21 protein-coding genes, 5 tRNA genes and 1 other RNA gene are annotated in these 21361 nt (G+C 36.6%); 5 read left to right on the plus strand and 22 right to left on the minus strand.

All coding sequences use genetic code 11. The features are described from left to right. Positions 1-51: 51 nt before the first annotated feature. A complete protein-coding gene (locus ACJ2A9_RS05330; protein WP_441420585.1) occupies positions 52-561 on the minus strand; it encodes a hypothetical protein in 510 nt (169 codons plus the stop codon). Positions 562-688: 127 nt separating this feature from the next. On the opposite strand from ACJ2A9_RS05330, the gene ACJ2A9_RS05335 reads away from it, so the two are divergent. Then, on the plus strand, positions 689-1075 hold the full coding sequence (locus ACJ2A9_RS05335; RefSeq protein WP_441420586.1) for a YueI family protein: 387 nt from the start codon (positions 689-691) through the stop codon (positions 1073-1075). A 54-nt stretch (positions 1076-1129) separates the two neighbouring features. Here the strand turns inward: ACJ2A9_RS05335 and ACJ2A9_RS05340 are convergent, their stop codons facing one another. Further along, a complete protein-coding gene (locus tag ACJ2A9_RS05340; RefSeq protein WP_441420587.1) occupies positions 1130-2593 on the minus strand; it encodes a spore germination protein in 1464 nt (487 codons plus the stop codon). A 234-nt stretch (positions 2594-2827) separates the two neighbouring features. Between ACJ2A9_RS05340 and ACJ2A9_RS05345 the strand changes: the two genes are divergently transcribed. After that, complete coding sequence (locus tag ACJ2A9_RS05345) at positions 2828-3706, plus strand: hypothetical protein (RefSeq protein ID WP_441420588.1); 879 nt, start codon at positions 2828-2830, stop codon at positions 3704-3706. Here the strand turns inward: ACJ2A9_RS05345 and ACJ2A9_RS05350 are convergent. The 10 genes from ACJ2A9_RS05350 to ACJ2A9_RS05395 form a co-directional block, all read right to left on the minus strand. Then, positions 3698-5269, minus strand: a complete 1572-nt coding sequence (locus ACJ2A9_RS05350; protein ID WP_441420589.1) for a rhomboid family intramembrane serine protease — start codon at positions 5267-5269, stop codon at positions 3698-3700. The two genes, ACJ2A9_RS05345 and ACJ2A9_RS05350, sit on opposite strands and share 9 nt — an antisense overlap. Positions 5270-5274: 5 nt before the next feature. Continuing rightward, positions 5275-6012: an HAD family hydrolase gene (locus ACJ2A9_RS05355; RefSeq protein ID WP_441420590.1), complete on the minus strand. Its 738-nt coding sequence runs from the start codon at positions 6010-6012 to the stop codon at positions 5275-5277. A gap of 130 nt (positions 6013-6142) precedes the next feature. Continuing rightward, positions 6143-6325: a sodium:proton antiporter gene (locus ACJ2A9_RS05360; protein WP_441420591.1), complete on the minus strand. Its 183-nt coding sequence runs from the start codon at positions 6323-6325 to the stop codon at positions 6143-6145. Between the two features lie 44 nt (positions 6326-6369). Beyond that, positions 6370-7752 carry a Na+/H+ antiporter NhaC gene (gene nhaC / locus ACJ2A9_RS05365; RefSeq protein WP_441420592.1) on the minus strand — a complete coding sequence of 461 codons (1383 nt, stop codon included), beginning with the start codon at positions 7750-7752 and terminating at the stop codon, positions 6370-6372. A gap of 254 nt (positions 7753-8006) precedes the next feature. Continuing rightward, positions 8007-9026 carry a ThiF family adenylyltransferase gene (locus ACJ2A9_RS05370; protein ID WP_441420593.1) on the minus strand — a complete coding sequence of 340 codons (1020 nt, stop codon included), beginning with the start codon at positions 9024-9026 and terminating at the stop codon, positions 8007-8009. Then, complete coding sequence (locus ACJ2A9_RS05375) at positions 9019-9639, minus strand: molybdenum cofactor guanylyltransferase (protein ID WP_441420594.1); 621 nt, start codon at positions 9637-9639, stop codon at positions 9019-9021. The genes ACJ2A9_RS05370 and ACJ2A9_RS05375 overlap by 8 nt, the downstream gene beginning before the upstream one ends. Positions 9640-9642: 3 nt before the next feature. Beyond that, complete coding sequence (locus ACJ2A9_RS05380) at positions 9643-10434, minus strand: DUF92 domain-containing protein (RefSeq protein ID WP_441420595.1); 792 nt, start codon at positions 10432-10434, stop codon at positions 9643-9645. Continuing rightward, a complete protein-coding gene (locus ACJ2A9_RS05385; RefSeq protein ID WP_441420596.1) occupies positions 10434-11000 on the minus strand; it encodes a 5-formyltetrahydrofolate cyclo-ligase in 567 nt (188 codons plus the stop codon). The genes ACJ2A9_RS05380 and ACJ2A9_RS05385 overlap by 1 nt, the downstream gene beginning before the upstream one ends. Before the next feature lie 265 nt (positions 11001-11265). Further along, on the minus strand, positions 11266-11415 hold the full coding sequence (gene rpmG, locus ACJ2A9_RS05390) for a 50S ribosomal protein L33 (RefSeq protein WP_156646551.1): 150 nt from the start codon (positions 11413-11415) through the stop codon (positions 11266-11268). 79 nt (positions 11416-11494) lie between these two features. Further along, positions 11495-13459 (minus strand): glycoside hydrolase family 15 protein, encoded by a 1965-nt coding sequence (locus tag ACJ2A9_RS05395; protein WP_441420597.1) that lies wholly within the window; start codon positions 13457-13459, stop codon positions 11495-11497. Between the two features lie 358 nt (positions 13460-13817). On the opposite strand from ACJ2A9_RS05395, the gene ACJ2A9_RS05400 reads away from it, so the two are divergent. Both ACJ2A9_RS05400 and ACJ2A9_RS05405 read left to right on the plus strand, forming a co-directional pair. Next, on the plus strand, positions 13818-14189 hold the full coding sequence (locus tag ACJ2A9_RS05400) for a hypothetical protein (RefSeq protein ID WP_441420598.1): 372 nt from the start codon (positions 13818-13820) through the stop codon (positions 14187-14189). Beyond that, positions 14182-14667, plus strand: coding sequence for a hypothetical protein (locus ACJ2A9_RS05405; protein WP_441420599.1), 486 nt, complete (start codon positions 14182-14184; stop codon positions 14665-14667). The genes ACJ2A9_RS05400 and ACJ2A9_RS05405 overlap by 8 nt, the downstream gene beginning before the upstream one ends. A gap of 79 nt (positions 14668-14746) precedes the next feature. Here the strand turns inward: ACJ2A9_RS05405 and ACJ2A9_RS05410 are convergent, their stop codons facing one another. The 4 genes from ACJ2A9_RS05410 to ACJ2A9_RS05425 all read right to left on the minus strand — a co-directional run bounded on the left by ACJ2A9_RS05410 (position 14747) and on the right by ACJ2A9_RS05425 (position 19100). Next, the gene (locus ACJ2A9_RS05410; RefSeq protein WP_441420600.1) at positions 14747-16723 is read right to left on the minus strand and encodes a peptidoglycan D,D-transpeptidase FtsI family protein; all 1977 of its coding nucleotides are present in this window, start codon (positions 16721-16723) and stop codon (positions 14747-14749) included. Between the two features lie 79 nt (positions 16724-16802). Beyond that, positions 16803-16980: non-coding RNA, 6S RNA (gene ssrS, locus ACJ2A9_RS05415), on the minus strand. 74 nt (positions 16981-17054) lie between these two features. Then, positions 17055-18338, minus strand: coding sequence for an MFS transporter (locus ACJ2A9_RS05420; protein ID WP_441420601.1), 1284 nt, complete (start codon positions 18336-18338; stop codon positions 17055-17057). Between the two features lie 150 nt (positions 18339-18488). After that, positions 18489-19100, minus strand: a complete 612-nt coding sequence (locus ACJ2A9_RS05425; RefSeq protein ID WP_441420602.1) for a superoxide dismutase — start codon at positions 19098-19100, stop codon at positions 18489-18491. Positions 19101-19441: 341 nt separating this feature from the next. On the opposite strand from ACJ2A9_RS05425, the gene ACJ2A9_RS05430 reads away from it, so the two are divergent. After that, positions 19442-20272: an undecaprenyl-diphosphate phosphatase gene (locus tag ACJ2A9_RS05430; protein WP_441420603.1), complete on the plus strand. Its 831-nt coding sequence runs from the start codon at positions 19442-19444 to the stop codon at positions 20270-20272. Here ACJ2A9_RS05430 and ACJ2A9_RS05435 read toward each other — a convergent pair. The 6 genes from ACJ2A9_RS05435 to ACJ2A9_RS05460 form a co-directional block, all read right to left on the minus strand. After that, on the minus strand, positions 20265-20588 hold the full coding sequence (locus ACJ2A9_RS05435; protein ID WP_441420604.1) for an iron-sulfur cluster biosynthesis family protein: 324 nt from the start codon (positions 20586-20588) through the stop codon (positions 20265-20267). The genes ACJ2A9_RS05430 and ACJ2A9_RS05435 overlap by 8 nt on opposite strands. Positions 20589-20685: 97 nt before the next feature. Further along, positions 20686-20778: transfer RNA gene (locus tag ACJ2A9_RS05440), tRNA-Ser, on the minus strand. A 78-nt stretch (positions 20779-20856) separates the two neighbouring features. Next, positions 20857-20933: transfer RNA gene (locus ACJ2A9_RS05445), tRNA-Ile, on the minus strand. 14 nt (positions 20934-20947) lie between these two features. Next, a tRNA-His gene (locus tag ACJ2A9_RS05450) sits at positions 20948-21023 on the minus strand. A gap of 140 nt (positions 21024-21163) precedes the next feature. Next, positions 21164-21237: transfer RNA gene (locus ACJ2A9_RS05455), tRNA-Met, on the minus strand. Between the two features lie 4 nt (positions 21238-21241). Then, positions 21242-21316: transfer RNA gene (locus tag ACJ2A9_RS05460), tRNA-Asn, on the minus strand. Positions 21317-21361: the final 45 nt, after the last annotated feature.

Here is a 21361-nt window from a genome sequence, read left to right on the forward strand (position 1 = left end):
CTAATTGATAAATTTACCTTTACTTTCTTTGTGTACTTTATCATCATTCTATTATAATAATTTAAGAATGCCTAGAAAAATTAAAAATAGTGCAGGAAGAAAAATGACATTTGAATGGCTGCGCATTTGACTAACTAACCGATAAATCATATTTGCCCCTAACATCATTGCAATTAGAAATAGAAGGCCGATGATAATAATAAACCAATTAGAGAGTTCTAGTTTCGAAAAATCCATCCCTACTAATAAAAATAATAAAAACAAAATCACCCACTGTAATTTTCCATTCCCGTGGAAAAACCCCAAAACCGGATGAAATTGAAGCAGTAAAAATATAACAAATAAAATCAAAAAGATTCCAATCATGATATGAAGAATGCTGTTTGCCAGCCATGAAAACATAAAGTTCCCTAGTAATATGCCGATATAACCGAGAAACAAAAATAGGATCGCAATTGATAGTAAAATATAAACTTGCGGAACAGTTCGTCTAGATATTAACATTCCACCTATGCCAAACCCTAATCCTATGATAAATAAAATGAACAAAACAAATGTCAATCTATATCCCCCCAGTTTCAAAAAGAGCATCAATAAGGATAATCTTTGTAATACTTTATGAAGGGTTGTTTATATTAAGGACTAGAAATACGTATTAATTACTTTTTGATAAGATAGGGTGAGTGACTTGAGTCAGAATAAAATCGAAGAAACATTAAAACACGGTATCTATGGTACGCCGGAAATAAAACCTGATGAGCGGAGAATGTATCTGAATACTATCGAAGAACGGATCTATCTTGCATTAACTAAAAGACAAGTTGCACATAAAAAAATGTATAATGAAGCCATCTCGATTATGAAAACAAACAGTGATGTTCAATTACTGCTTAATGGAGAGCTTCCTTACTCAATGTATGCCGATTACATACAGGAAGCGAATAAAAACAAGATCCCATTCACTATCGTCACTGTTGACAGCGAAACACCAATTGGCCTTGTATTAGCAAGCACAAAAGCCCTGGACTCCACCCAAGAAATATTCATCAAAGATGACCTCTACGAATTAGAGTAGTAAGAAAAAAAGCCAGAGATGGCTTTTTTTCTTGCACTTTTAACTTTTTACTCATTATCTCGTCGTGTCTTTTGGATGAATAGCGCTTGGCCGACGATTTTTTAACGGAATTGGCGATCTGATCAAGATATCTCGAAATCCTCTGTAAGAAAAAGGTAAGAACGGCCAGAAATATGGAGTATTTATCGCTTTCATACTTACTAATAATAACAGCCACAGTAATGATCCAATAACATAACCAGCAACATTAAATACACCCGTTAAAATAAGTAACCCTACCCTGACTGTACGATTCGCTAAGCTCATCTCATAACTAGGTGTGGCAAATGAACCGACTGCTGCAATGGCAATATATAAAATAACCTCATGAGTAAACCATCCTACTTCAATGGCAACCTCCCCAATTAAAATCGCCGCAACCAACCCTAATGCCGTCGCTAGAGCTGAAGGTGTATGAATGGCCGCCATTCTTAGCATCTCAATCCCTACTTCTGCAATTAAGAATTGGGCAAGCAGTGGAATCGCTCCAGGGTCATCGGTTCCTATATAGGAAATTTGCTCAGGTAATAATGCCTCATTCGTAGCAAGTAAATACCATAATGGCATTAGAAAAATCGATACAAACACAGCGACAAAACGTACAAAGCGAAGTCCAGCCCCCACAATAGGTTTTTGACGATATTCCTCAGCATGCTGTAAATGATGCCAAAATGATGTTGGTGCAATCATAACACTTGGTGAACCGTCAACAACAATAATGACATGCCCTTCAAATAAATGAGAAGCTGCTACATCCGGTCTCTCTGTATATCGAACGAGGGGATAAGGATTCCAATGTTGCCCGAAGACAAACTCTTCAATGGTTTTATCTGCCATTGGTAACCCGTCTGTATCAATTTTTTCGATCGCCTGTTTGATTTTGTTCACTACGGTTGGATCTGCAATATCTTCTAAATAAAGCAAGCTTAAATCTGACTTTGATCTTCTCCCAACGGTCATATATTCCACTCGAAATGAGCGATCACGCACCCTGCGTCGAATAAGAGCGGTATTCATAACGATCGTTTCAACAAAGCCATCCTTTGAGCCTCGAATAACCTGTTCTGTATCAGGCTCCTCAGGTCCTCGTACTGGATATGTTCTAGTGTCCATAAGAATCACTTTGTCAATTCCATCAACAACCAAAGCACAAGGGCCCGCTAATACTTGGTCAACAACCACTTCTAAATCGTCAGCTGTATCAAGCTCAATATATGGAATTTTTGTCTTGATTAATTTTTTTAAGGCGTCCGCCTCTAAATCTTCTTCTCTTAGAACTAATAATTCTCTTTGAATTTGAGTTAATGATTCATCTTTTGCAAATCCATCGACCAAATATAAAGCCATATTACGATTGGCATATTCAAATTCAATTTTTATTAAATCAAAACTTTTATCTACGGCCAGTTCCTGATCAAGATATTTTGTATTTTCATGATAGACGCTTGATACAGGTTTTTGGATTTTTGATTCTCCCATGAATCCGCCTCCTTTGTTTCAGCAATGGACGTCCTACCTCATACTTTTTTTAGTCACGTTTTATTATGCTTAATAATCGATAGAACATGTATGTCGCTTCATAAACATACCATCACTGCCAAAAGTGCGCTTTCAGCTTTTAACTTTCAACTTTTAACTAATATACCCGTTATATTTTTTTACTTATTCTCATACAGTTCAAAAAGAAGCTGTCCTAGTACGAGGGGGGAGAATATGAAAAAAACTATAATCGTTTTACTATTTTTATTAGGAATTTTTATTGGATTAATCGGCAGTTTATATATAAACAAACCTACAGCACTTAGGGAAACATTAATCTCTTTTCCGGTTGATGAAGATGTCTCTTATTTAACAGCAATAACAACATTATCACTTCTTCACTTAGACGATGAAGATGAATATACATTAAAATGGGAATTATCCTCCTCGCTCGATCAACTAACCTATTTACGACATGATATTTCCTTACTCTTTGAGGATGGCCGTCTAAGGGATACAATGAGTTCTTGGGAAGAGAATAGTGAATCTCTTTATAACAAAAAAGAAATTAAAGGTGAAGATAGCGGGCATTTCGAGGCCATTAGCTTCCACCACTCTGAAAACCATTATCCAGACGATCTAATTAAGAGCAGACAACAAATGAGTTACGACGAAATTTATATTATTGATTCGCCTTTGAGTCCTTTGCAATCATTTCGTCAACCAAAAAACAGTCAGGATATCGAGGGGAAGAAGCTACTTGACAATATATTAAATCAACAGCTTCAGCACATATGGCAACAATTACTTACTTTTTATAATATACCGACTGACAAATATGAACTTATCCCATTAACTCAATTGCACCAACATAACGATGAGCCTCTCATGAACTTGAATCATGAACAGAGTACAATCATCATTGGCGCACTATGGGAGTCACTATATAAAGATTACTTTTTAGGAGTCAAAAAAAATAATGGGACAACAATTAGTCCCATTGGCAGCTCAATCCCCCTCATACTCATTCATCATACCGGCAGTCACTTTATCGTTCTATTTCAAACTATTGACGGTGAGAAGGTTCAAATTTTACGAAACCTTTCATTCTAGATTTTCTAGAATTCTTGTACGAAGCGTCTCATATAAATCATCATTTTCAATTTGGATGGCCCGTTCAACAGATGCTAGGGCCTCCTCTAATTGATGAAATTCAACATAAATCAAAGCTAAGTTATAATAAGCCTCATGAAATGAAGGCCGTTTTTCAATTGTAATTTGCAAATGATCTTTAGCGTCTTCAAACAACCCAAGTTGTGCTTCTGCATATGCAAGCAGAAAATAACTCTCTGGGAGATCAACACCATGATCAACAGCATCCAAAAGTAAGCGATATGCTCGGTGAATGTCGTCATTGTTAAGGTCCTCTTGATCGACCCGCATTAACATTTCCTGAGCAACTTGCACATTTGCTAATGATCCCTTACTCTGATCATTTGTATAGCCATATATAAATAATGTGACCATAATGATCATTGTTAAGAGAAAGAAGACGATTTGTCGAAGGCGTTTCCTATGCAATGGCAAATGGACAAAGCTCGAGGCAAAAAAACCTCCGATTAACCCTCCAATATGAGCACCGTTATCAATCATTGGAATCGTAAAGCCTAACGTTAAGTTAAGCATTAAAATGAAAATAACACTCATACCCATTGTACGGAAAAATAATGTTCGGTGAATCACACCAAAATAAAGAAGGGCTCCAAAACAGCCAAAAATGGCTCCAGATGCTCCTGCAGCTATGTTTGTATTAAACACAAAACTAGCAATCGAACCAAACAATCCTGCTACAAAATAAATAATAATAAAGCGGGATGTTCCGTATATTCGTTCAACGATACTTCCTAAATAAAAAAGGGCAAGCGAATTCATAATCAGATGAAGAACGCCAATATGCAGAAACATTGCTGTAAATAGTCTCCACCATTCACCTTCTATTATAAGCGGATTATATTTAGCTCCAAATTCAATTAAAGTTAGTGTACTTGTACTGCTTCCGACATATTCGAGCAGTAGAAACATAAAGAAAATAATTCCCATTAATATCGACGTAAATAAAGGCTTTCCATACGTAAAGAGCTGTTTTTCCTCTTTTAATCTTGTTTCTGCTTCAGTGATAACTTGATTTTTCAAAGAAAGCTCATATTGCTCATCCATCATACCTTCTATTGATGGTTGAGATGAAGGTAACGGAAGGGATAAAGAATGAAAAAGCTTCTCCATTAAAGGAGAAATCTGTTCATGATCCATTAACATGGTATGTATTACTGTCTGATTTTTCTTTCCTGTATAAACCGGTTCATCAACAAGATGTTCCCAAGAATCAACAGGAGCGTATGTTGAAATATAAATATTATAACAAATGGCAGACCGTCTCCCCATTTGTCTTCGTAACAGATCGCATTTTCCTTTTACTTTTTCAATATCAGTTCGTAACCAATTACTCCAATCAATATCTGTTCTTATCAATCGAAGTACAGCACCATTTCGTTTCCCTTCCTGCTCTAACCACACTTCGCGCTGACTTGGACTAATTTCTATAACTCGAAATTTTTCTTGAATTACAAGATGATGGACGAGGTGCCAAAACTGAACATCTTGTTGCAATACATCCATGTCCCTCACCCTTTCAACCGGTTTTCTTTATATAAAACCTCAGCCACTTCTTTTAATGACCGACATTTTGCAACAGGTCGATGTTGAGAGTTTGGTTCTTTATTTCTAGTATTCAAATAGATTGCATCCCATCCAGCATTTATCGCCCCAATGATATCATGCTCCCATGAATCTCCTACAAAAAGTGGTTTTATATTGTCATTATTACAGATTGTCTTCAATGCTAAATCAAAAATTTCCCTGCTTGGCTTAGCAACCTGAAACTCTTCAGAGATAAAAATACAGTTTGGTGAAAAGAATGATTGAATCCCTAATTTTTCAATTTTGTTATACTGTGTATCCACCGTTCCGTTTGTAATAATGCCAATCGGAATTTGAACATTCGTTAAAGCCGTCAATAGATCAACTAAACCCGGGTAAGGCTCACTGAAATCATCGACCACATCATAATATAAACGATGAAACTCATCTGCTTCCTCTGCAGAGCTTATAATTGCGAAGTCTTTTAAAGTAGCCTGATAACGTAGACGGCGATATTCTAAAGCGCTCAACTCTTTTTTTTCAAATAAATCCCAATACATATCGCTATATTTTTTAAAGACTGGAAACCAATCGTCTGCTGCCACCTCTCGATTCCATTTATTTCGAAATTTATGAAAGCAATAATGAATTGCTTTTTCAAACGCTTCTTCATGACTAAACAACGTATTATCTAAATCAAAAAAGACACAGTTCCAACGCATCTGCCCACCTCATCTTTTACATCCTATTATATCAGTTCTTCCTATTTTTTCTATGTATGACATAGGCATAGAAGTAAAAAGGTTCCGGTACATGCAATACCAGAACCATTCATTGCTTTATCATGTTGTATTAAAAGGGTACCATTCTACTCATTAATCGCTCACGTAATCCTGGGATTTGCATTGTTCCAGAAATTAATAAACTCCGAATCCATCTTGTACCTAAGAGAAGATTCATCATTCGATAACGGTAGCGATAAACCATTGTAACTGTTACGACTAATGTAAAAAGCGAGATTAAACGACTTAACATTTTACATTCCTCCCTCGCTTTTATTTTTCATAATTATGCTGATTTTATCCATCCCTTTTTAATATCGCAATTCCAATTCCTAGGTATCCAAATAAAATAGTAAACAATGGTGATAACAACAAGAAAAAGGCATACGGAGCATAGTCGATAACCGGAACTCCCAATGTACTGTAAAAAAAGGCACCACTTACCCCCCACGGAATTAATGGATTGACTAATGTACCGGCATCCTCAACTGTTCTTGAAAGGTTCTTCGGGTGAAGGTTCATCTTTTCATAAAATGGTTTAAAGTTCTGTCCAGGAAGTAAAATAGATAAATATTGTTCTCCTGTTAATACATTTACTCCAATTGATGTTCCAGCCGTTGAAGCAATTAGATGCCCACGGTGGTTCAATCGATGTTTCAGACCATCAATAAAAGCATCAATAATTCCAATTGCTTGAATTACTCCCCCTAGACCAAGGGCAATCATGATCAGTGATATAGACCACATCATTGATTGCAACCCACCACGGTTTACAATTCCATCGACTACATCATTACCAGTCTCAATTGAAAAACCGCGTTGGAGAACGGTTAACCAATCGATCATTGTAATATTTGTTTGGATCATGAGGGCTGTGATAATCCCCGAGACGATACCAATCACCAAAACGGGAATTGTCGGTCTGCGATTTATGGCAAAAATAAAAACAAGCAATGGGGAGAGTAATGTTAACCAGCTTAGCTCAAAGTTAGTCGTTAACGCTAGCTTTGCCTGTTCAATATCTGTAAGAGCAACTGTTTCTCCATTCTTTCTCCCAAGAAAACTAAACAAAATAACTGTTACAATTAAACTCGGTATTGTCGTCCATAACAAATGACGTATATGGGAAAATAAATCAACATTAACGATACCTGGTGCAAAGTTTGTTGTATCTGATAACGGCGACATTTTATCACCGAAACAAGCCCCGGAAATGATTGCTCCCGCAGCTAACCCAGGGTGGATACCGAGCCCTACTCCGATCCCCATTAAAGCTACACCTACAGTTCCAATTGTTGTGAACGAACTTCCAGTGAAGCTCGATACGAGAATACATATAAATAGAGCACTAAGTGCGAACCATTCTGGTGAAATTACGGTAAACCCGATATGCAATAATGTCGGAACTGTACCACTCATCATCCAGACGGCGATAACCATTCCTACTAGAGCTAAGATTAATATCGGTTTAAGTCCTATCTTAATTCCACTTATTAGCCCCTTTTCAACATCATCCCATCTATGACCGTAAATGACCATCGCAATGATCGCCAATAATACAATACAGATCACTAACGGAATATGCGGCTCAGTTTGTAATATAAAAATACTATACGTTATGATCGTCAAGATTCCGAGTAAAATAATTAGTGCCGTGACTAGGCTTGGTTTTTTTTTCATCAATTGTACCCCTTATTTTTCTCTGCTTTTCTCTCTACTCACTATTTTCTCTACTAAAATAACTCTTTTTCGCTTTTATGCTTTTGTGCGTTTAAGTAAAATAACCTATTCTGATCATAAGCTACTTCTAAATAAACGTCAATTTATTTTTCGAATATAGCAAAAAAGTGGATTAATTCCGAAAATTTGTTCTGCATAAAAAAAATCACCAGCTATCTTCACTGGTGATTTTTTTTAACCTGATGCGTCCCCGCTTATAAACCTATATATCTTGCATACAGAGTTTTCGCTCTCGTCACATCTTCTGTCCCTTGGACAAGTGTTCTACCATCTGGGAATAACACTAACCGTTCTCCTTCGGGTAGTTCAGCACGAATTAAAAAAGGTGTCTTCGTTACTTGAGCAACCACCTTAAGACGTTCTGCCCACAACTCTAAGTCAAGTGTTTCTCCTATTTGTATTTGAACGGTTTCTCTTCCACATAAGGAGGTAATCTGGTCTTCAGCCTGTGCAGTAAGTGCTGGATATTCTTTTCTTTGACATGTCGGGCAGTCTTGTTTTGGTGCAGAAAATTTCATTTCATACATATGATGCTTCCAAACATCAAAGGTTAAAAGGCTTGTCCTCTGTGCTGATTGATCACCAACTAAAAATTTAAGTGCTTCTACCACTTGAAAAGAAGCGACAATGTCAACGACTGGTGAAATGACACCGATCGTATCACATGTTTGCCCGCTCGTGTCACCGCCTCCAATAAAACATCGTAAACATGGCGTCTTACCCGGTATAAAAATAGCCGACATTCCCCGAGAACTGACGGCTCCACCGTAGACAAAAGGAATGCCAAATTTATAGCACGCATCATTAATTAAAAAACGTGTTTGAAAATTGTCAGTTCCATCCAGCACTAAATCAACACCATCGATTAACTTTTCAATGTTTTGAACTGTAACATCTGCAACAATTCCTTCAACTGTAACATCTGAATTAATTTTTCTTAGTTTTTGCTCGGCAGCAACAGCCTTTGGGTGAGAAGCAATAACATCCTCTTCATCAAAAAGCATTTGCCGTTGCAAATTACTTTTTTCTACATAATCACGGTCCACAAAACGAACATGGCCAATCCCAGCTCGAACAAGATGATTCGCTAATACTGTTCCAAGCGCTCCCATTCCAACGATTAACACCTTTTTGTGAGCGAGTTGCTGTTGACCTTCTTTGCCGATTGGACTAAATAACATCTGCCTTGAATAGCGTTCAAACTGTTTATCCATTTGTATTCCTCCATAAAGACTGTAGTTTCCTATAGTCTTCAATTGTATTAATGTTATTAAAACGCTCAGATCTTTTTGATAAATCCTCTTTTTCAACATAACAAACATGCAGCTCATCCAATAAATCTGATACCTTATGTATGTTATTTCTTAGCATTTTTTCAATATAATCCTTACAGCGCTGATGGTAAATCCCAACTAACGGCTGGATTTTACCATCTACCTTAGGGACAATTGCATCATACTGATTATCTGTTTTGGCAATTGATGTTAAGATGTTTATAATTTGTGAATCAATAAGTGGCATATCACAAGGAAGAATGATATACCATTTGGAGGAATAGGCATCCATAACAGAAGCAATTCCCGCAAGTGGACCTTTTCCTTTGATATCATTGCGATCTTCAATGACTTCTACCGTTTCATTTGCACAGAAACGTTCTCTTAATGTTGGATGACTAACAATAATAATGGTTGTAACATAAGGAAATACCGCTTCAACTGCTCTGTCATAGAATGTTTTGCCTTCAAATTCTACAAAAGCCTTTGGTTTCCCAAAACGACGTGATTCACCACCAGCGAGCAGCCCTGCTACAAATGTTGTTTTGTTCATTTCCTATCTGCCCCCAATCACCAAAAAAGAAATCAAACCAATAAGTGCCCCGGTAAAACTACATAATACATTTACTTGATCATTATTCATATACGACTTCCCTTTAAATTGCACCGTCTTTTTATTACAGTGAAATTTTCGTTCCGTCTCAGCTGAACATACTGAACAAACATAAGACACTTGTAAAGTACCGCCAAGGATTGTATCAACGATGTTCCCAAGAAAACCAGCGATTGTAAAAAGGAATACAAGAACTAGAAAACCTTCACCTGCACCCCACCATAACCATGTACCGAGCGAACTAATGACACCGGCACCTATCAATGCGGCCCCCATACCTAAGAGAGATACTGCTCCCGATATACCCCGCTCCACTGTTTGAAAACGAATGATATGAAACGGTTTCTTCTTACTTAACACACCAATTTCTGATGCCCACGTATCTGCTGTAGCTGCAGCTAAAGAGCCGACAAAAGCAGCAATCAAAGGCGGGGTGGAGAGGAAATAATAGCCAAGAGCAATAACTGCTGGTATGCCACCATTAGCCAGCACTTGAATAATATCTCGTTCATCACCTTTTTCTATAATATTCCCAATGGTTTCTTTTTGCTTCTTCTTATATGAACTCCAATACGTTGAGGTAAGAAAGAAAGTTCCTATTAAAAGTAGGCCATTGAGACCTAATCCAAGGGCAATTGCACTACCAACTATACATGCCCCTAAAGCACCTGATACTGTCAGTGATCGTCGTTTATATGCAATAATTGCAAGCAATACAACCCCAAAGTAAAGCATCATTTCATCTCAAAAATACGCTGATCAGTAATAATCATGTCGACCGGCTTATCGAACGACTCTCTTGGAACCTTGTCAATGACTTGAAAATGAAAAGCAATAGAAAGCGTTGGTCCATTATATTTTGTTAAATATCGATCGTAGTATCCTCCACCAAATCCTGTACGATAGCCCTCAAGATCAAATATCAAGCCAGGAACAAGCAACAAATCAAGATCAGTATGGGCAATTTGCTCAGTTGAATCAATGATCGGCTCCTGCAAACCAAAGTAGCTATCTTCTATTTGATGAAAGGAAGTAATGAGCCGAAAGTCCATTTCTCTCGTTCTTGGAAGACATTTAGGAACAGCGATTTTTTTTCCATCTAACCAACCAGCCTCAATAATTTTTTTTGTTTCAACTTCTCTTCCTCTGGATATCGTCATACCAATTGTTTCAGCCTTTTTCCATGCGGGCTGATTTATCAGTTTATTCCTAATTAATTCAGAGTAAATTTCATATGTATCATCACTCAATAACGCTAATCTTTCTTTCATATTTGAACGTAATTCTTGTTTTTCAATCACATTTTCACATCCTTACTTATATAACATAGCTTATTCTAAAAAAATAGCTGTGTTATTGTTTGATGTTGATTTTTGGCTCGTTTTATTGGAGGTTAGAATGAACTTGGAAAAGAGAATGCATTCTCTTTTCCAAGTTCATTCTAACCTCCAATCCTTTCAGTACCTGAAAGGCGTGTGAATTTAGTGATTCACACGAACGAGCCAAAAATCAACATCAAACAATAACTGAACCAAAAAAATAAGCAGAGGAATAAATCCCCTCTGCTTATTTTGTTTCGCGATGTAAAGTATGTTTTTTTAATCTTGGGCTATATTTTTTAAGCTCAAGACGCTCTGGATTAGTACGTTTATTTTTAGTTGTAATATAGTTACGGTCACCAGTTTCAGTACAAGCTAATGTGATGTTTACGCGCATCTGATTCTCCCTCCAAACACTCTAAACTTCGATCATACTTTTAAATAATAGCAAAAATAAATCCAACAATCAAGGTTTATTAAGAGGAAAGTTTATCATAAGTATCTAAATAATCTCTAACAACATCGATAAAGGTTGCATGAGACCATGTTAATGGAGCATCAGATAACGATTTACCATTATACGGATGCAATTGTTCTGGTAATAAACCACTTCTTAGAGCACATTTAACAACCCACTTCAATGTCTCATGAGCTGATTCTAATTCTGCAAGATGATTCGCCTTTAAAATTTTCCATTTTGTAAACCAAAGTGTTGAAATAATCCATGGATTTCCAGGAACCTTACTATCGTTATTTGTTTGCTTGAAATATGAATCATTCATATACCGAGCAATTCCGCCAACTTCAGTTTTCACTGATAGTTCTTTTTCGATCGTTTCCATCGTCCGAACTACTTTTTCATCATCAGCCCCGTATACGGAAAAAGCGAACAGTCCATATAAACTACTTTCCACTGTATAATCTTTCTTTAATTCACCGGTATGCTCATCTTGATAGATTCCTCTGACAAAACGGCCTAATTCTTGATCATATAAATGCTCTTCCATTCCTTCTCTTATTTGCTCTGCACTATACTGAAATTGATGTGACAATTCATCTTCACCGAATAAAGCCGCAAAATACCGCGCTGCCATTAAACCACCGTAAACAGCACTGCAAGTGAATGTAAAAACTCCACGTCGTTCTTCCCACAAATCATAGGATGGTAAAGGAAGTTGTAATTCGTCATCAATATAATTAATAAGAAATTGTGCACTAGGTTTTATTAATGAACGATAAAGCGTCTGTGCAAACTCAATATCCCCAGTTTCTAGATAATCCTGCCATAACGCCCATAATACTAAGGCTGTTTCATCCTCCTGAATCGGTAACTGCTCATTTCCCTTTCTGTTGACATATGGGTGTAAACTTGTGTCAGGATTAAATTTATGATGCAAAAAACCTTCTTTAGACAATACCTCGCTACAGCGGCGATAAAAATTCCGAACCATCCCTTGATAACCTGCTTTTGTCATTGCAACAGCGACTAGAGCACCGTCTCTCGGCCACATGTATCCATATGTATCATGATTAATTTGAAGAATATCAGAATCATTTGCTGAAATAATATAACCATTGACATTCGTTTGCGTCCGAACTGTTAAAAGACTTCGTTTGTACATGTTCATAATCTCATCAGATAAGTTTGATTTCGGTAAGGGAGATTTATTTACCCAATGCCGCCAAAACGCATTCACTGCTTCAATTGTATAATCGGGTGTTTCATTTAATACATACTGATTAATCTTCTGAACTTCCTGCATGTTTCGTCCAACAGCCATCCAAAAGTAAGCACTTTTCTGTTGATTTGGTTGCAGTTCCGTTTCAAGTGAAAACGTACTATCAACAGACCCTTGTGAAATAGGATTAAATTGAAGCTGACCATCTTCCGCATCTCTCCATGTCCCTTCAGACATTTGATGATAACTTTTCACACCGGTAGTATAATGGCAAATTCCTTTATTATCCAACTGTCCATTGAATAAAAAATATCGGTTCCTTTTATAATGAATCATTACATTTTCCTTCGGCGCAAAAAATGCAGTATCACCAACTTCATTTTCATAAAGCGTTAAATCCTGATGAAAAAACAGACGTATTTCTCTGTTTTTATTTGATAAATTTTCAACTTTTACTTTTCTAACTAACAGCATTTCCTGTTGATGAACAGCTTCTTCTACAATAAGTGCCACTTGTAAAAGTGTTGAAACTGCTTTACTTTTCGTAACGAGAGAGTCACGATGGTAATTTGTATTTATCTTCCACCCTTTGTCGCAGCTTAACCACGAGAAGGCACCATCAATCCATATACCAATTCGGTTTGCATGACCTTGAACATGATTTTGTTGACCGACAAAAGGAAAATAGATATCACGAATTTGTAAATCTTCATCTATATTCACTAACAGCTTTCCGTTTCCAATCACTAATTCACTTGGCATTCAAAACCTACTCCTTCTAAATGATACAATTTGACTGAAGTCATATTTATATGACTATTTAGAATATAATTTTATCTTACCTTTGAGAATTCGTTCCTACAAGAACCCTAATTTGTCTTGTTTTGTCGCTCTTTTGATACGACACTCTAGAATGATGATAACTTTTTTTTGAAAACGCTTTATATTTCCAGTCTAAAAAAGAAATGACAAAGATTCTTATTTTAATGACAAAAATAGTGCTAAAATAGAAAGAATGATATAATGAATTTCGACTTTTTTTTACAAAACCTCAACATTGAGATTTCGTTAGACTCAAAATTATGTCCATTCTATGACATATTAGAATTTGGAGGAGAATATGGAAACTATACTGCTTATTTTATTCGCTAGCTCATGTGTTCTTTTTCTCCTTTCTTTTTTTAGAAAGGAACAAAATAAAGAAGTAGAAAGACAAATCGAGAATTTTTCAATTACATTAATGCAAGAAATTTATCAATTAAAAAAGAAAATAAAAGTTTTGGAAGAGGAAATTCTCATAGGCAGTGATGAAAAATATTTTGAAACTCCCGGTATTCAGCAAAATAGTCAGCAAAAAATCATTGATCTTTATGAAAATGGGTATGCTCTACGGGAAATAGCTGAAATTACATCTATTGCTTCAGAAGCTGTCGAAGAAGTAATTACTGATTATATTAGAAATGGTCAACGAAAGGAGCACTTCAATGAGTAAAGTAGGATTACGCGGCTTTGCTGGAGGGCTCTTTGTGGCTACTTCGGTTATGGCCTATATGTATTACTTTCACAGTGATGATGTAGAGACGGTTTCAGAAACAGAAGCGGTGCACTCACCAGAAGCAACTGATGATTTGAATGATTTGCTATCCAATTACTTAGAGGAACAACATTTAGTGGCAATTACGGAAGAAGAGTATAATACACTTTTACAATCCATCCAAGAACAAGAGACAAATGCAGCAAATGATGAAGCTAATCAAAAGGAAATTATATATCAAGTATTTCTTAATATTTCGCCTGGAATGAGTTCGGGACAAGTAGCATCCTACTTAGAAAAAGCACAAATAATAGAGAGTCGAAGTGACTTTCAACGATATCTTGAAAAAAACAAGTTAACCCAAGCGATCAAACCTGGTGATTATACATTTACAAGCGATATGTCATTCTCAGAAATTGCAGACCGCATTACGTAAATCTAAATATAAATATAAATAGAAACAAGCCCGGAATAATTAATCCGGGCTTGTTTCCTTTTCAAAAAAATATGAATAACTACTCCGCTTCATTCGGTCCATTGCGTGATTCTTTTAATTTAAAATATTCATCCATTACTCTCTGACCAATGGTATTGGCAATTCCACCGCGCTCTATCCTTACACCAGGAACGATAACAGACATCGCTACTTCTGGCTTATCATATGGAGCATAAGCACCTAGAATTTGATTATTACCACGCTTTCCATTTACATATACCTGTGCTGTACCTGTTTTCCCTGCTGCCCGATAAGGACGGTTTGCAAAGTAACTTCTTGCAGTTCCTCTTGAACCGTGCATAACTCTTCGAAACCCTTCTTGAACGCGGGCAATATGTTCATCACTCATATCAATTCTATTTAATACAGTAGGTGTTGACTGATGAATTACCCTTCCTAGCTCACCTTCTATCGTACTTGGCTCCCGAATTTCTCTTACAAGCTTTGGCTGAATACGATATCCGCCATTTGCAATCGTTGAGATGTACTGTGTTAATTGTAAAGGTGTATACGTATCAAACTGACCAATCCCTAAGTCCATTAAGTTACCTAGTCTTGCAACGCCACCGTTATAACCAGTTGCTTCCGATGGCAAATCAATTCCAGTACGTACACCTAAACCAAACTGATTAAAATAATAACGCATTGTTGAAAATGCTTCTTCAGGATTTGCGAAGCCTCTTTTTTGACTATAACTATAATTACCAATTCTCATCGCAATTTCAAACATATAAACGTTAGAAGACCATTCTAATGCAGTTAAGTCATTAATATTCCCCATTGTCGTATGGGATTTTTTCGTTAATCCTGCGATTGTAATTGGCTGATCCCTTATATAACTATTGGGTGCAATTACTCCTGTTTGAAATCCTGTAAGAACTGTTGCACCCTTAACAGTAGAGCCCATCTCAAATGATTTTAAAACAGTACCCAAATGATCATTGTAACCTGCTAACGAAAGAACCTCACCAGTGTTAGGGTCCATAAGTACAACATAAGCAGTTTGATCACCGAGGAACGCACCACGGGACTTTTCAACTTCTTCTTTAATGATTTGTTCAATTCGTTGTTGCAGTTCAATGTCGATTGTTAAAACAAGATCTTTCCCGCGCTGACCTTTCGTTTCAACTGGTGCATCCATAATTCTGCCACGACTATCGGTTATATTGACAACTTCTGCTTTTTGTCCTCTAAGGACATCCTCATATTGAAATTCTAAAAAACTTGTTCCTACGATATCCGAACGATCATACCCTCGTGTTAAATAGTAATCAATGCTATCTCGAGGAATTTGACCCGTATTTCCAAAGAAGCTCTTAAATGTATCACCAAAAGGGTGCTTACGCTGTGAATCCCTTAAAATATCGATTCCTGGTAATTCAGCCAGATGCTCAATTACCCTCGAAGCTTCTTCATAGGTTACGCCTACTTTTACACGTTGGGGTGAAAGGGCATACCCTCTGTCAAACTCCCTTTTTATAGCAAGTACTCTTAACTCCTCTTCAGTTATTTCAGATAGTTCTTCTTCAGTTATTCGGTCTAACGTGAGGCGGTATTCAGCCATTGGATCATTAATTTGTCTTCGTTCAGCAGTACTTACTTTTGCTAAGGCTTCCTCTTCACGTGTTATAATCCAATAATCCTTCAGATCCCGTTCTGTGATCTTTGATGTATCCACTTCTATTAACTTCTCGAGTCTCTCAGCAATTTCTAATTTCTCTTGTTGTGTTGTCCCTGGATGCTGGGTATAAGTAATCGAAAAAACAAGATCATTATCAACAACTACATGTCCATTTCGGTCAAGCATTATTCCTCTCGGTGCATCAATACGGGCTGTCACATTAACAGTCCGTTCCATTTCACGCTGATATTCCTCACCTTGAACAATTTGCACAACACCAAGCCGTAAGATAATTGCTGAAAATAAAATAAAGACAACAAAAAAAAGAACATTCAACCTAACAGGAATATGGTTTTTTTTCTTTTTACTTTCCATTCTTCGTAACCCTTCCCTTTGGACTTAGCAATTTTATGGCTAAAAAGTAGAATAGACACCTAGCCATTAGGTGTCTAAATTGTAACCCGCATATGCCGTTTTCTTCATTGTTTCATGAACCTACTCTCGTAGGTGGGTGTTCGCAAAAGCATTTCCAACTTCCTCTAAAAGGCATGTTGTCCATCCTTTAATCTAGAACTCCCTTTTTAAATTCAAGGTTCGAAACATAGAGAAGTCAACCAACATGGCAGGCTTGCTTAACTTTTTTATACGCTTATTATACCATAGATTATCAGCTAGTCAAAAATAAATTGGATCGTAAGCAACCCTGTTACAACCTGCCACCACTGTCCCCTTCTCCAAGCTTCTGCCTTGCAAAGGCATATTTTTTTCCACCCTTATTTAATTCAACATTTACTTGGCGAATTGACATATAAAGAAGTAAGTGTCCGGCACCAATGACAAGCAAAAGATAAGGAATACCTTGTTCTTCATTAAACATCGTGACTGCTAATAAAAAAAGAAGAATGGACGTAATACGGCCGGCATTAAGGAACAGCTCCCGAACAACAATGTATTCAACACGCATTTCCGCTGCCTTCCATCCCTTTCCAATTACATCGTAAGTTAATGAAATATAAGGAACAAGTAACATTGGATAGGCAATTTGAATGACGACCCCATATAATAGTAATCGCGTAAAAGTTAAGTCGAAAATAATGAGAAAGATCGCTGCATATAAAATGGATGCTCCTAATAATATTGCTTTTTTTCGAAAATGAGGCTTTATTAGTCTCGTCGCTAAAAAATAACTGACAAAAGCAACTGCTGATGATACGAGTCCGTATGTACCAATGGCTAGCTCACTATTTGTGGCAATATAAACCCATACTACAATGACAAAGACGAAGCTTCCTTCTCTCAATCCTTGAAAGAAATGAGCATGTAGTACATGTTTCCAGTCGGAGTTTCTCTTTCTTTCGGAAAGGATTTTCAAAAATGAGAAACCACCGGTTGCAGGCCGCCTTTGTAAAAAGAAGCTTAAGATGACTGCACCAACAAATAGTCCCAGCGATATACCAAAGATAAATTTGTAACCAGTAAATTTCTCCATTTGTGTGATTAACCAACCCGCTAATATAGGACCGATCATTCCGGCAAATGAGGTAAGCAACCCTAAAAATCCATTAAAGAAATCCCTTGTGTCAGGTTCAGTAATTTCAAATGTAAGTACATTAAAGGCTAACCAATAAAAACCAAAACCAATGCCTAATAACCCGCCTAACAGCAATAAATACTTACTGGCATGTTCACCAAGAAACAATACCGTAAAAAAGAAAATCGATAAAAAAGAAACACCCAGACGCAAGACAATGACACGATCAATTTTCTTTGCCCATCTTCCTGCTAATATAAATGTAATTGGCTGCATAATGACAGCTGCTAAATTGTAAAGGGCAATATCTGTAAATTGTCCAGATTGTTTCCACAAGTAAACATTTACAAATGTATTTGACAAGGCAATACTTAACGCATAAAGACCACCAATAAATAATAATAGCTTTAAATCTCGATTAACCTCTACATTTCCAATTAATTTATTAAATAAACTCATAGACCGACTCTCCTTTAACCACCTCAATTGTAGTTTGCCTTAAGAGGAGAGCCTTATACGATTTTCAAAATATTCAACAAAATCACAGTGCATTTTCTAACAAAAATAGAAGCCCGTTAAACAAATTCGTCTAACGGGCTTCACAATCATTTATTTTGCAGCAGCGTAACGCTTAGCTACTTCATCCCAATTTACTACATTCCAAAATGCTGCAATGTAGTCAGGACGTCTATTTTGATAGTTTAAGTAATAAGCATGCTCCCAAACATCTAAACCTAAAATTGGAGTTTTGCCTTCCATTACTGGTGAATCTTGGTTTGGTGTGCTTGTTACAGCAAGTTCACCATTATCAACAATTAACCAAGCCCAACCAGATCCGAAGCGAGTTGCTCCAGCTTTGGCAAACTCTTCTTTAAATGATTCAAGGCTTCCAAATTTGCTGTTAATTGCATCAGCTAACTCACCTGTTGGCTCGCCGCCGCCATTTGGACTTAACAGTTCCCAAAATAGTGCATGGTTAGCATGTCCACCACCATTGTTACGTACAGCAGTACGGATGCTTTCTGGTAGTGCGTCTAGGTTACTGATTAATTCTTCAACTGTTTTACCAGCTAAATCTTCGTGCCCTTCAAGAGCATTGTTTAAATTTGTTACATAAGTATTATGGTGTTTCCCATGATGAATTTTCATTGTCTCTTCATCAATATGTGGTTCTAACGCATTGTGAGCATATGGTAATGCTGGTAATTCAAATTTTGACATTGTAAATTCCTCCCTTAAATAAGTACAAATTTCAACAATTTAGTAAATAGAAATGTTTACTAAGTTTTCTCAATTATTACATTATCAAATTCAAGTAAACGTTTCAAATAATAACCCTCGAAAAAATCTCCTTAATTAAAATACCCAACTTATTCAAAGATTAACCAGGAAAAAAAAATGTAGAATGTAAAATTTAGAATTAAAACCTTTGTAAGCATTTCCTGAGAAGACTTCCCTGAAAAAGCTAAAACAATTCTACATTCTAAATTCTACATTCTAAATTAAGTTCTTGTCCCATATGTATATAACAGTCTTTACTAGTACTGAAGGGGGAGTGAATAGTGAATTGGTTTGAAGCATTTATTTTAGGTGTTGTTCAAGGAATTTCTGAATTTTTACCTATTTCAAGCTCTGCACATTTAGTCATTGTCGAACGATTATTAGGTATTCATATAGATGGAAATAAACTTGAATTTGAAGTTCTCCTCCATCTGGCATCCCTTTTTGCGGTTATTCTCTATTTCTGGAAAGAAATCTATATCATTATGAAAGATTTTATTTCATACCTCTACAGAAGAAATAGTTCCAGTTATTCAAATTTCCGCTTTGGGATACTGATTCTTATTGCCACATTAATAACTGGAGTATTTGGAAAAGGACTTGAGGGCTTATTAGGTGACCGAATAACCAACTCCTCGACAATTGGCGCATCACTAATCGTTACTGGACTATTTTTAATTTTGATAGAACACGGTTTAAATCAAGGAGTGAGAACAGAACGTGACATGACTTGGAAAGACGGTATCATTGTCGGTTTTGCCCAAACATTAGCTATTATTCCTGGAATTTCACGGGCAGGAAGCACACTTATCGCTTCTTTATGGTATGGTCTTTCAAAAGAAACTGCGGTTCGTTATTCATTTATTTTATCAATTCCTATTATTTTCGGGATTTCTTTAATGGAAATACCAAACTTGTCACCTGCCTATTATAAAACGATGTGGTTTGAAACACTAATTGCCTTTAGTGCTTCCTTTATCTTTGCCATTATTGGCATTAAATGGCTCATCCACATGCTAAATAAAGCAAAACTAACTTATTTTGCCATCTACTGTATTATTCTAGGTGCTTGTATTTGGATTTTCTTAAATGATATTATCCCTATTAGCTGATATGTAATGCTAACCTTGGGTTTATAATTTGTTGTGGGCTGCTAAGACGGAAGGCATAAGATCTTTCATCAAATTCCACTTTCATCTCTTCATCAAAAAAAATCTCATGACGCTGTTCAATATAAGTGGGAACAAAATTTGTAATTAATTTTTTATCATTTTTATTTGGTTGTTCGATGACTTGCAAAAAAGAGATTCCATTCACAGCACAGCCACAATCATCACTATCATAAGTTAGTTTTAATTGAAACATCTTCTCCTCTTTTATTCTTTTTTTAATTTGTAACATAGCCATATCTGTAAACATAAGTTTCATATCTATTCCTCCTCACTTATACTAAGAAAAATAAAAAACGATCCCTGTACTCATATTCATGAATACAAAAATCGTTATATGTATCGTAATAAAAATATGGCGGAGGAAGAGGGATTCGAACCCCCGCGCGGTTTAACCCGCCTGTCGGTTTTCAAGACCGATCCCTTCAGCCGGACTTGGGTATTCCTCCGTATTAGATGTGAGAGGTGAGAGATTAGATGTTAGATATGTTCTAACTTCCCACTTCTAAACTCCAACTTCTAGTATATGGTGGACCCTGTAGGACTCGAACCTACGACCAATCGGTTATGAGCCGACTGCTCTAACCAACTGAGCTAAGGGTCCTCATAAAGTATAAATGGGGCGGCTGATGGGAATCGAACCCACGAATGCCGGAACCACAATCCGGTGCGTTAACCACTTCGCCACAACCGCCATGAACTTATTTAAAAACAAATTTAGAATTTATAATGTAGAATTATTTAAGACAATTCAAGCTGTTAGTTTTAATTCCTCTTAGTAAAGCTAAGAAGGTTTTTAATTTTAAATTCTAAATTATTAATTCTAAATTAAAATAGCGGCGGAGGGGATCGAACCCCCGACCTCACGGGTATGAACCGTACGCTCTAGCCAGCTGAGCTACACCGCCAAAATGGCTCCACAGGTAGGACTCGAACCTACGACCGATCGGTTAACAGCCGATTGCTCTACCACTGAGCTACTGTGGAATATTTACGGACAAGTAATATTATAACTTCTAATCATATACTTTG

It is taken from the genome of Anaerobacillus sp. MEB173, assembly GCF_052119505.1.
Lineage (GTDB): Bacteria > Bacillota > Bacilli > Bacillales > JBJMAU01 > JBJMAU01.

Bases quoted from the DNA above. Each gene is read 5' to 3' on its own strand.
- ACJ2A9_RS05340 (WP_441420587.1), bottom strand. From the start codon at position 2,593: ATGGGAGAATCAAAAATCCAAAAACCTGTATCAAGCGTCTATCATGAA.
- ACJ2A9_RS05345 (WP_441420588.1), top strand. From the start codon at position 2,828: ATGAAAAAAACTATAATCGTTTTACTATTTTTATTAGGAATTTTTATT.
- ACJ2A9_RS05350 (WP_441420589.1), bottom strand. From the start codon at position 5,269: ATGGATGTATTGCAACAAGATGTTCAGTTTTGGCACCTCGTCCATCAT.
- ACJ2A9_RS05355 (WP_441420590.1), bottom strand. From the start codon at position 6,012: ATGCGTTGGAACTGTGTCTTTTTTGATTTAGATAATACGTTGTTTAGT.
- ACJ2A9_RS05360 (WP_441420591.1), bottom strand. From the start codon at position 6,325: ATGTTAAGTCGTTTAATCTCGCTTTTTACATTAGTCGTAACAGTTACA.
- nhaC (WP_441420592.1), bottom strand. From the start codon at position 7,752: ATGAAAAAAAAACCAAGCCTAGTCACGGCACTAATTATTTTACTCGGA.
- ACJ2A9_RS05370 (WP_441420593.1), bottom strand. From the start codon at position 9,026: ATGGATAAACAGTTTGAACGCTATTCAAGGCAGATGTTATTTAGTCCA.
- ACJ2A9_RS05375 (WP_441420594.1), bottom strand. From the start codon at position 9,639: ATGAACAAAACAACATTTGTAGCAGGGCTGCTCGCTGGTGGTGAATCA.
- ACJ2A9_RS05380 (WP_441420595.1), bottom strand. From the start codon at position 10,434: ATGCTTTACTTTGGGGTTGTATTGCTTGCAATTATTGCATATAAACGA.
- rpmG (WP_156646551.1), bottom strand. From the start codon at position 11,415: ATGCGCGTAAACATCACATTAGCTTGTACTGAAACTGGTGACCGTAAC.
- ACJ2A9_RS05395 (WP_441420597.1), bottom strand. From the start codon at position 13,459: ATGCCAAGTGAATTAGTGATTGGAAACGGAAAGCTGTTAGTGAATATA.
- ACJ2A9_RS05400 (WP_441420598.1), top strand. From the start codon at position 13,818: ATGGAAACTATACTGCTTATTTTATTCGCTAGCTCATGTGTTCTTTTT.
- ACJ2A9_RS05405 (WP_441420599.1), top strand. From the start codon at position 14,182: ATGAGTAAAGTAGGATTACGCGGCTTTGCTGGAGGGCTCTTTGTGGCT.
- ACJ2A9_RS05410 (WP_441420600.1), bottom strand. From the start codon at position 16,723: ATGGAAAGTAAAAAGAAAAAAAACCATATTCCTGTTAGGTTGAATGTT.
- ACJ2A9_RS05420 (WP_441420601.1), bottom strand. From the start codon at position 18,338: ATGAGTTTATTTAATAAATTAATTGGAAATGTAGAGGTTAATCGAGAT.
- ACJ2A9_RS05425 (WP_441420602.1), bottom strand. From the start codon at position 19,100: ATGTCAAAATTTGAATTACCAGCATTACCATATGCTCACAATGCGTTA.
- ACJ2A9_RS05435 (WP_441420604.1), bottom strand. From the start codon at position 20,588: ATGAAACTTATGTTTACAGATATGGCTATGTTACAAATTAAAAAAAGA.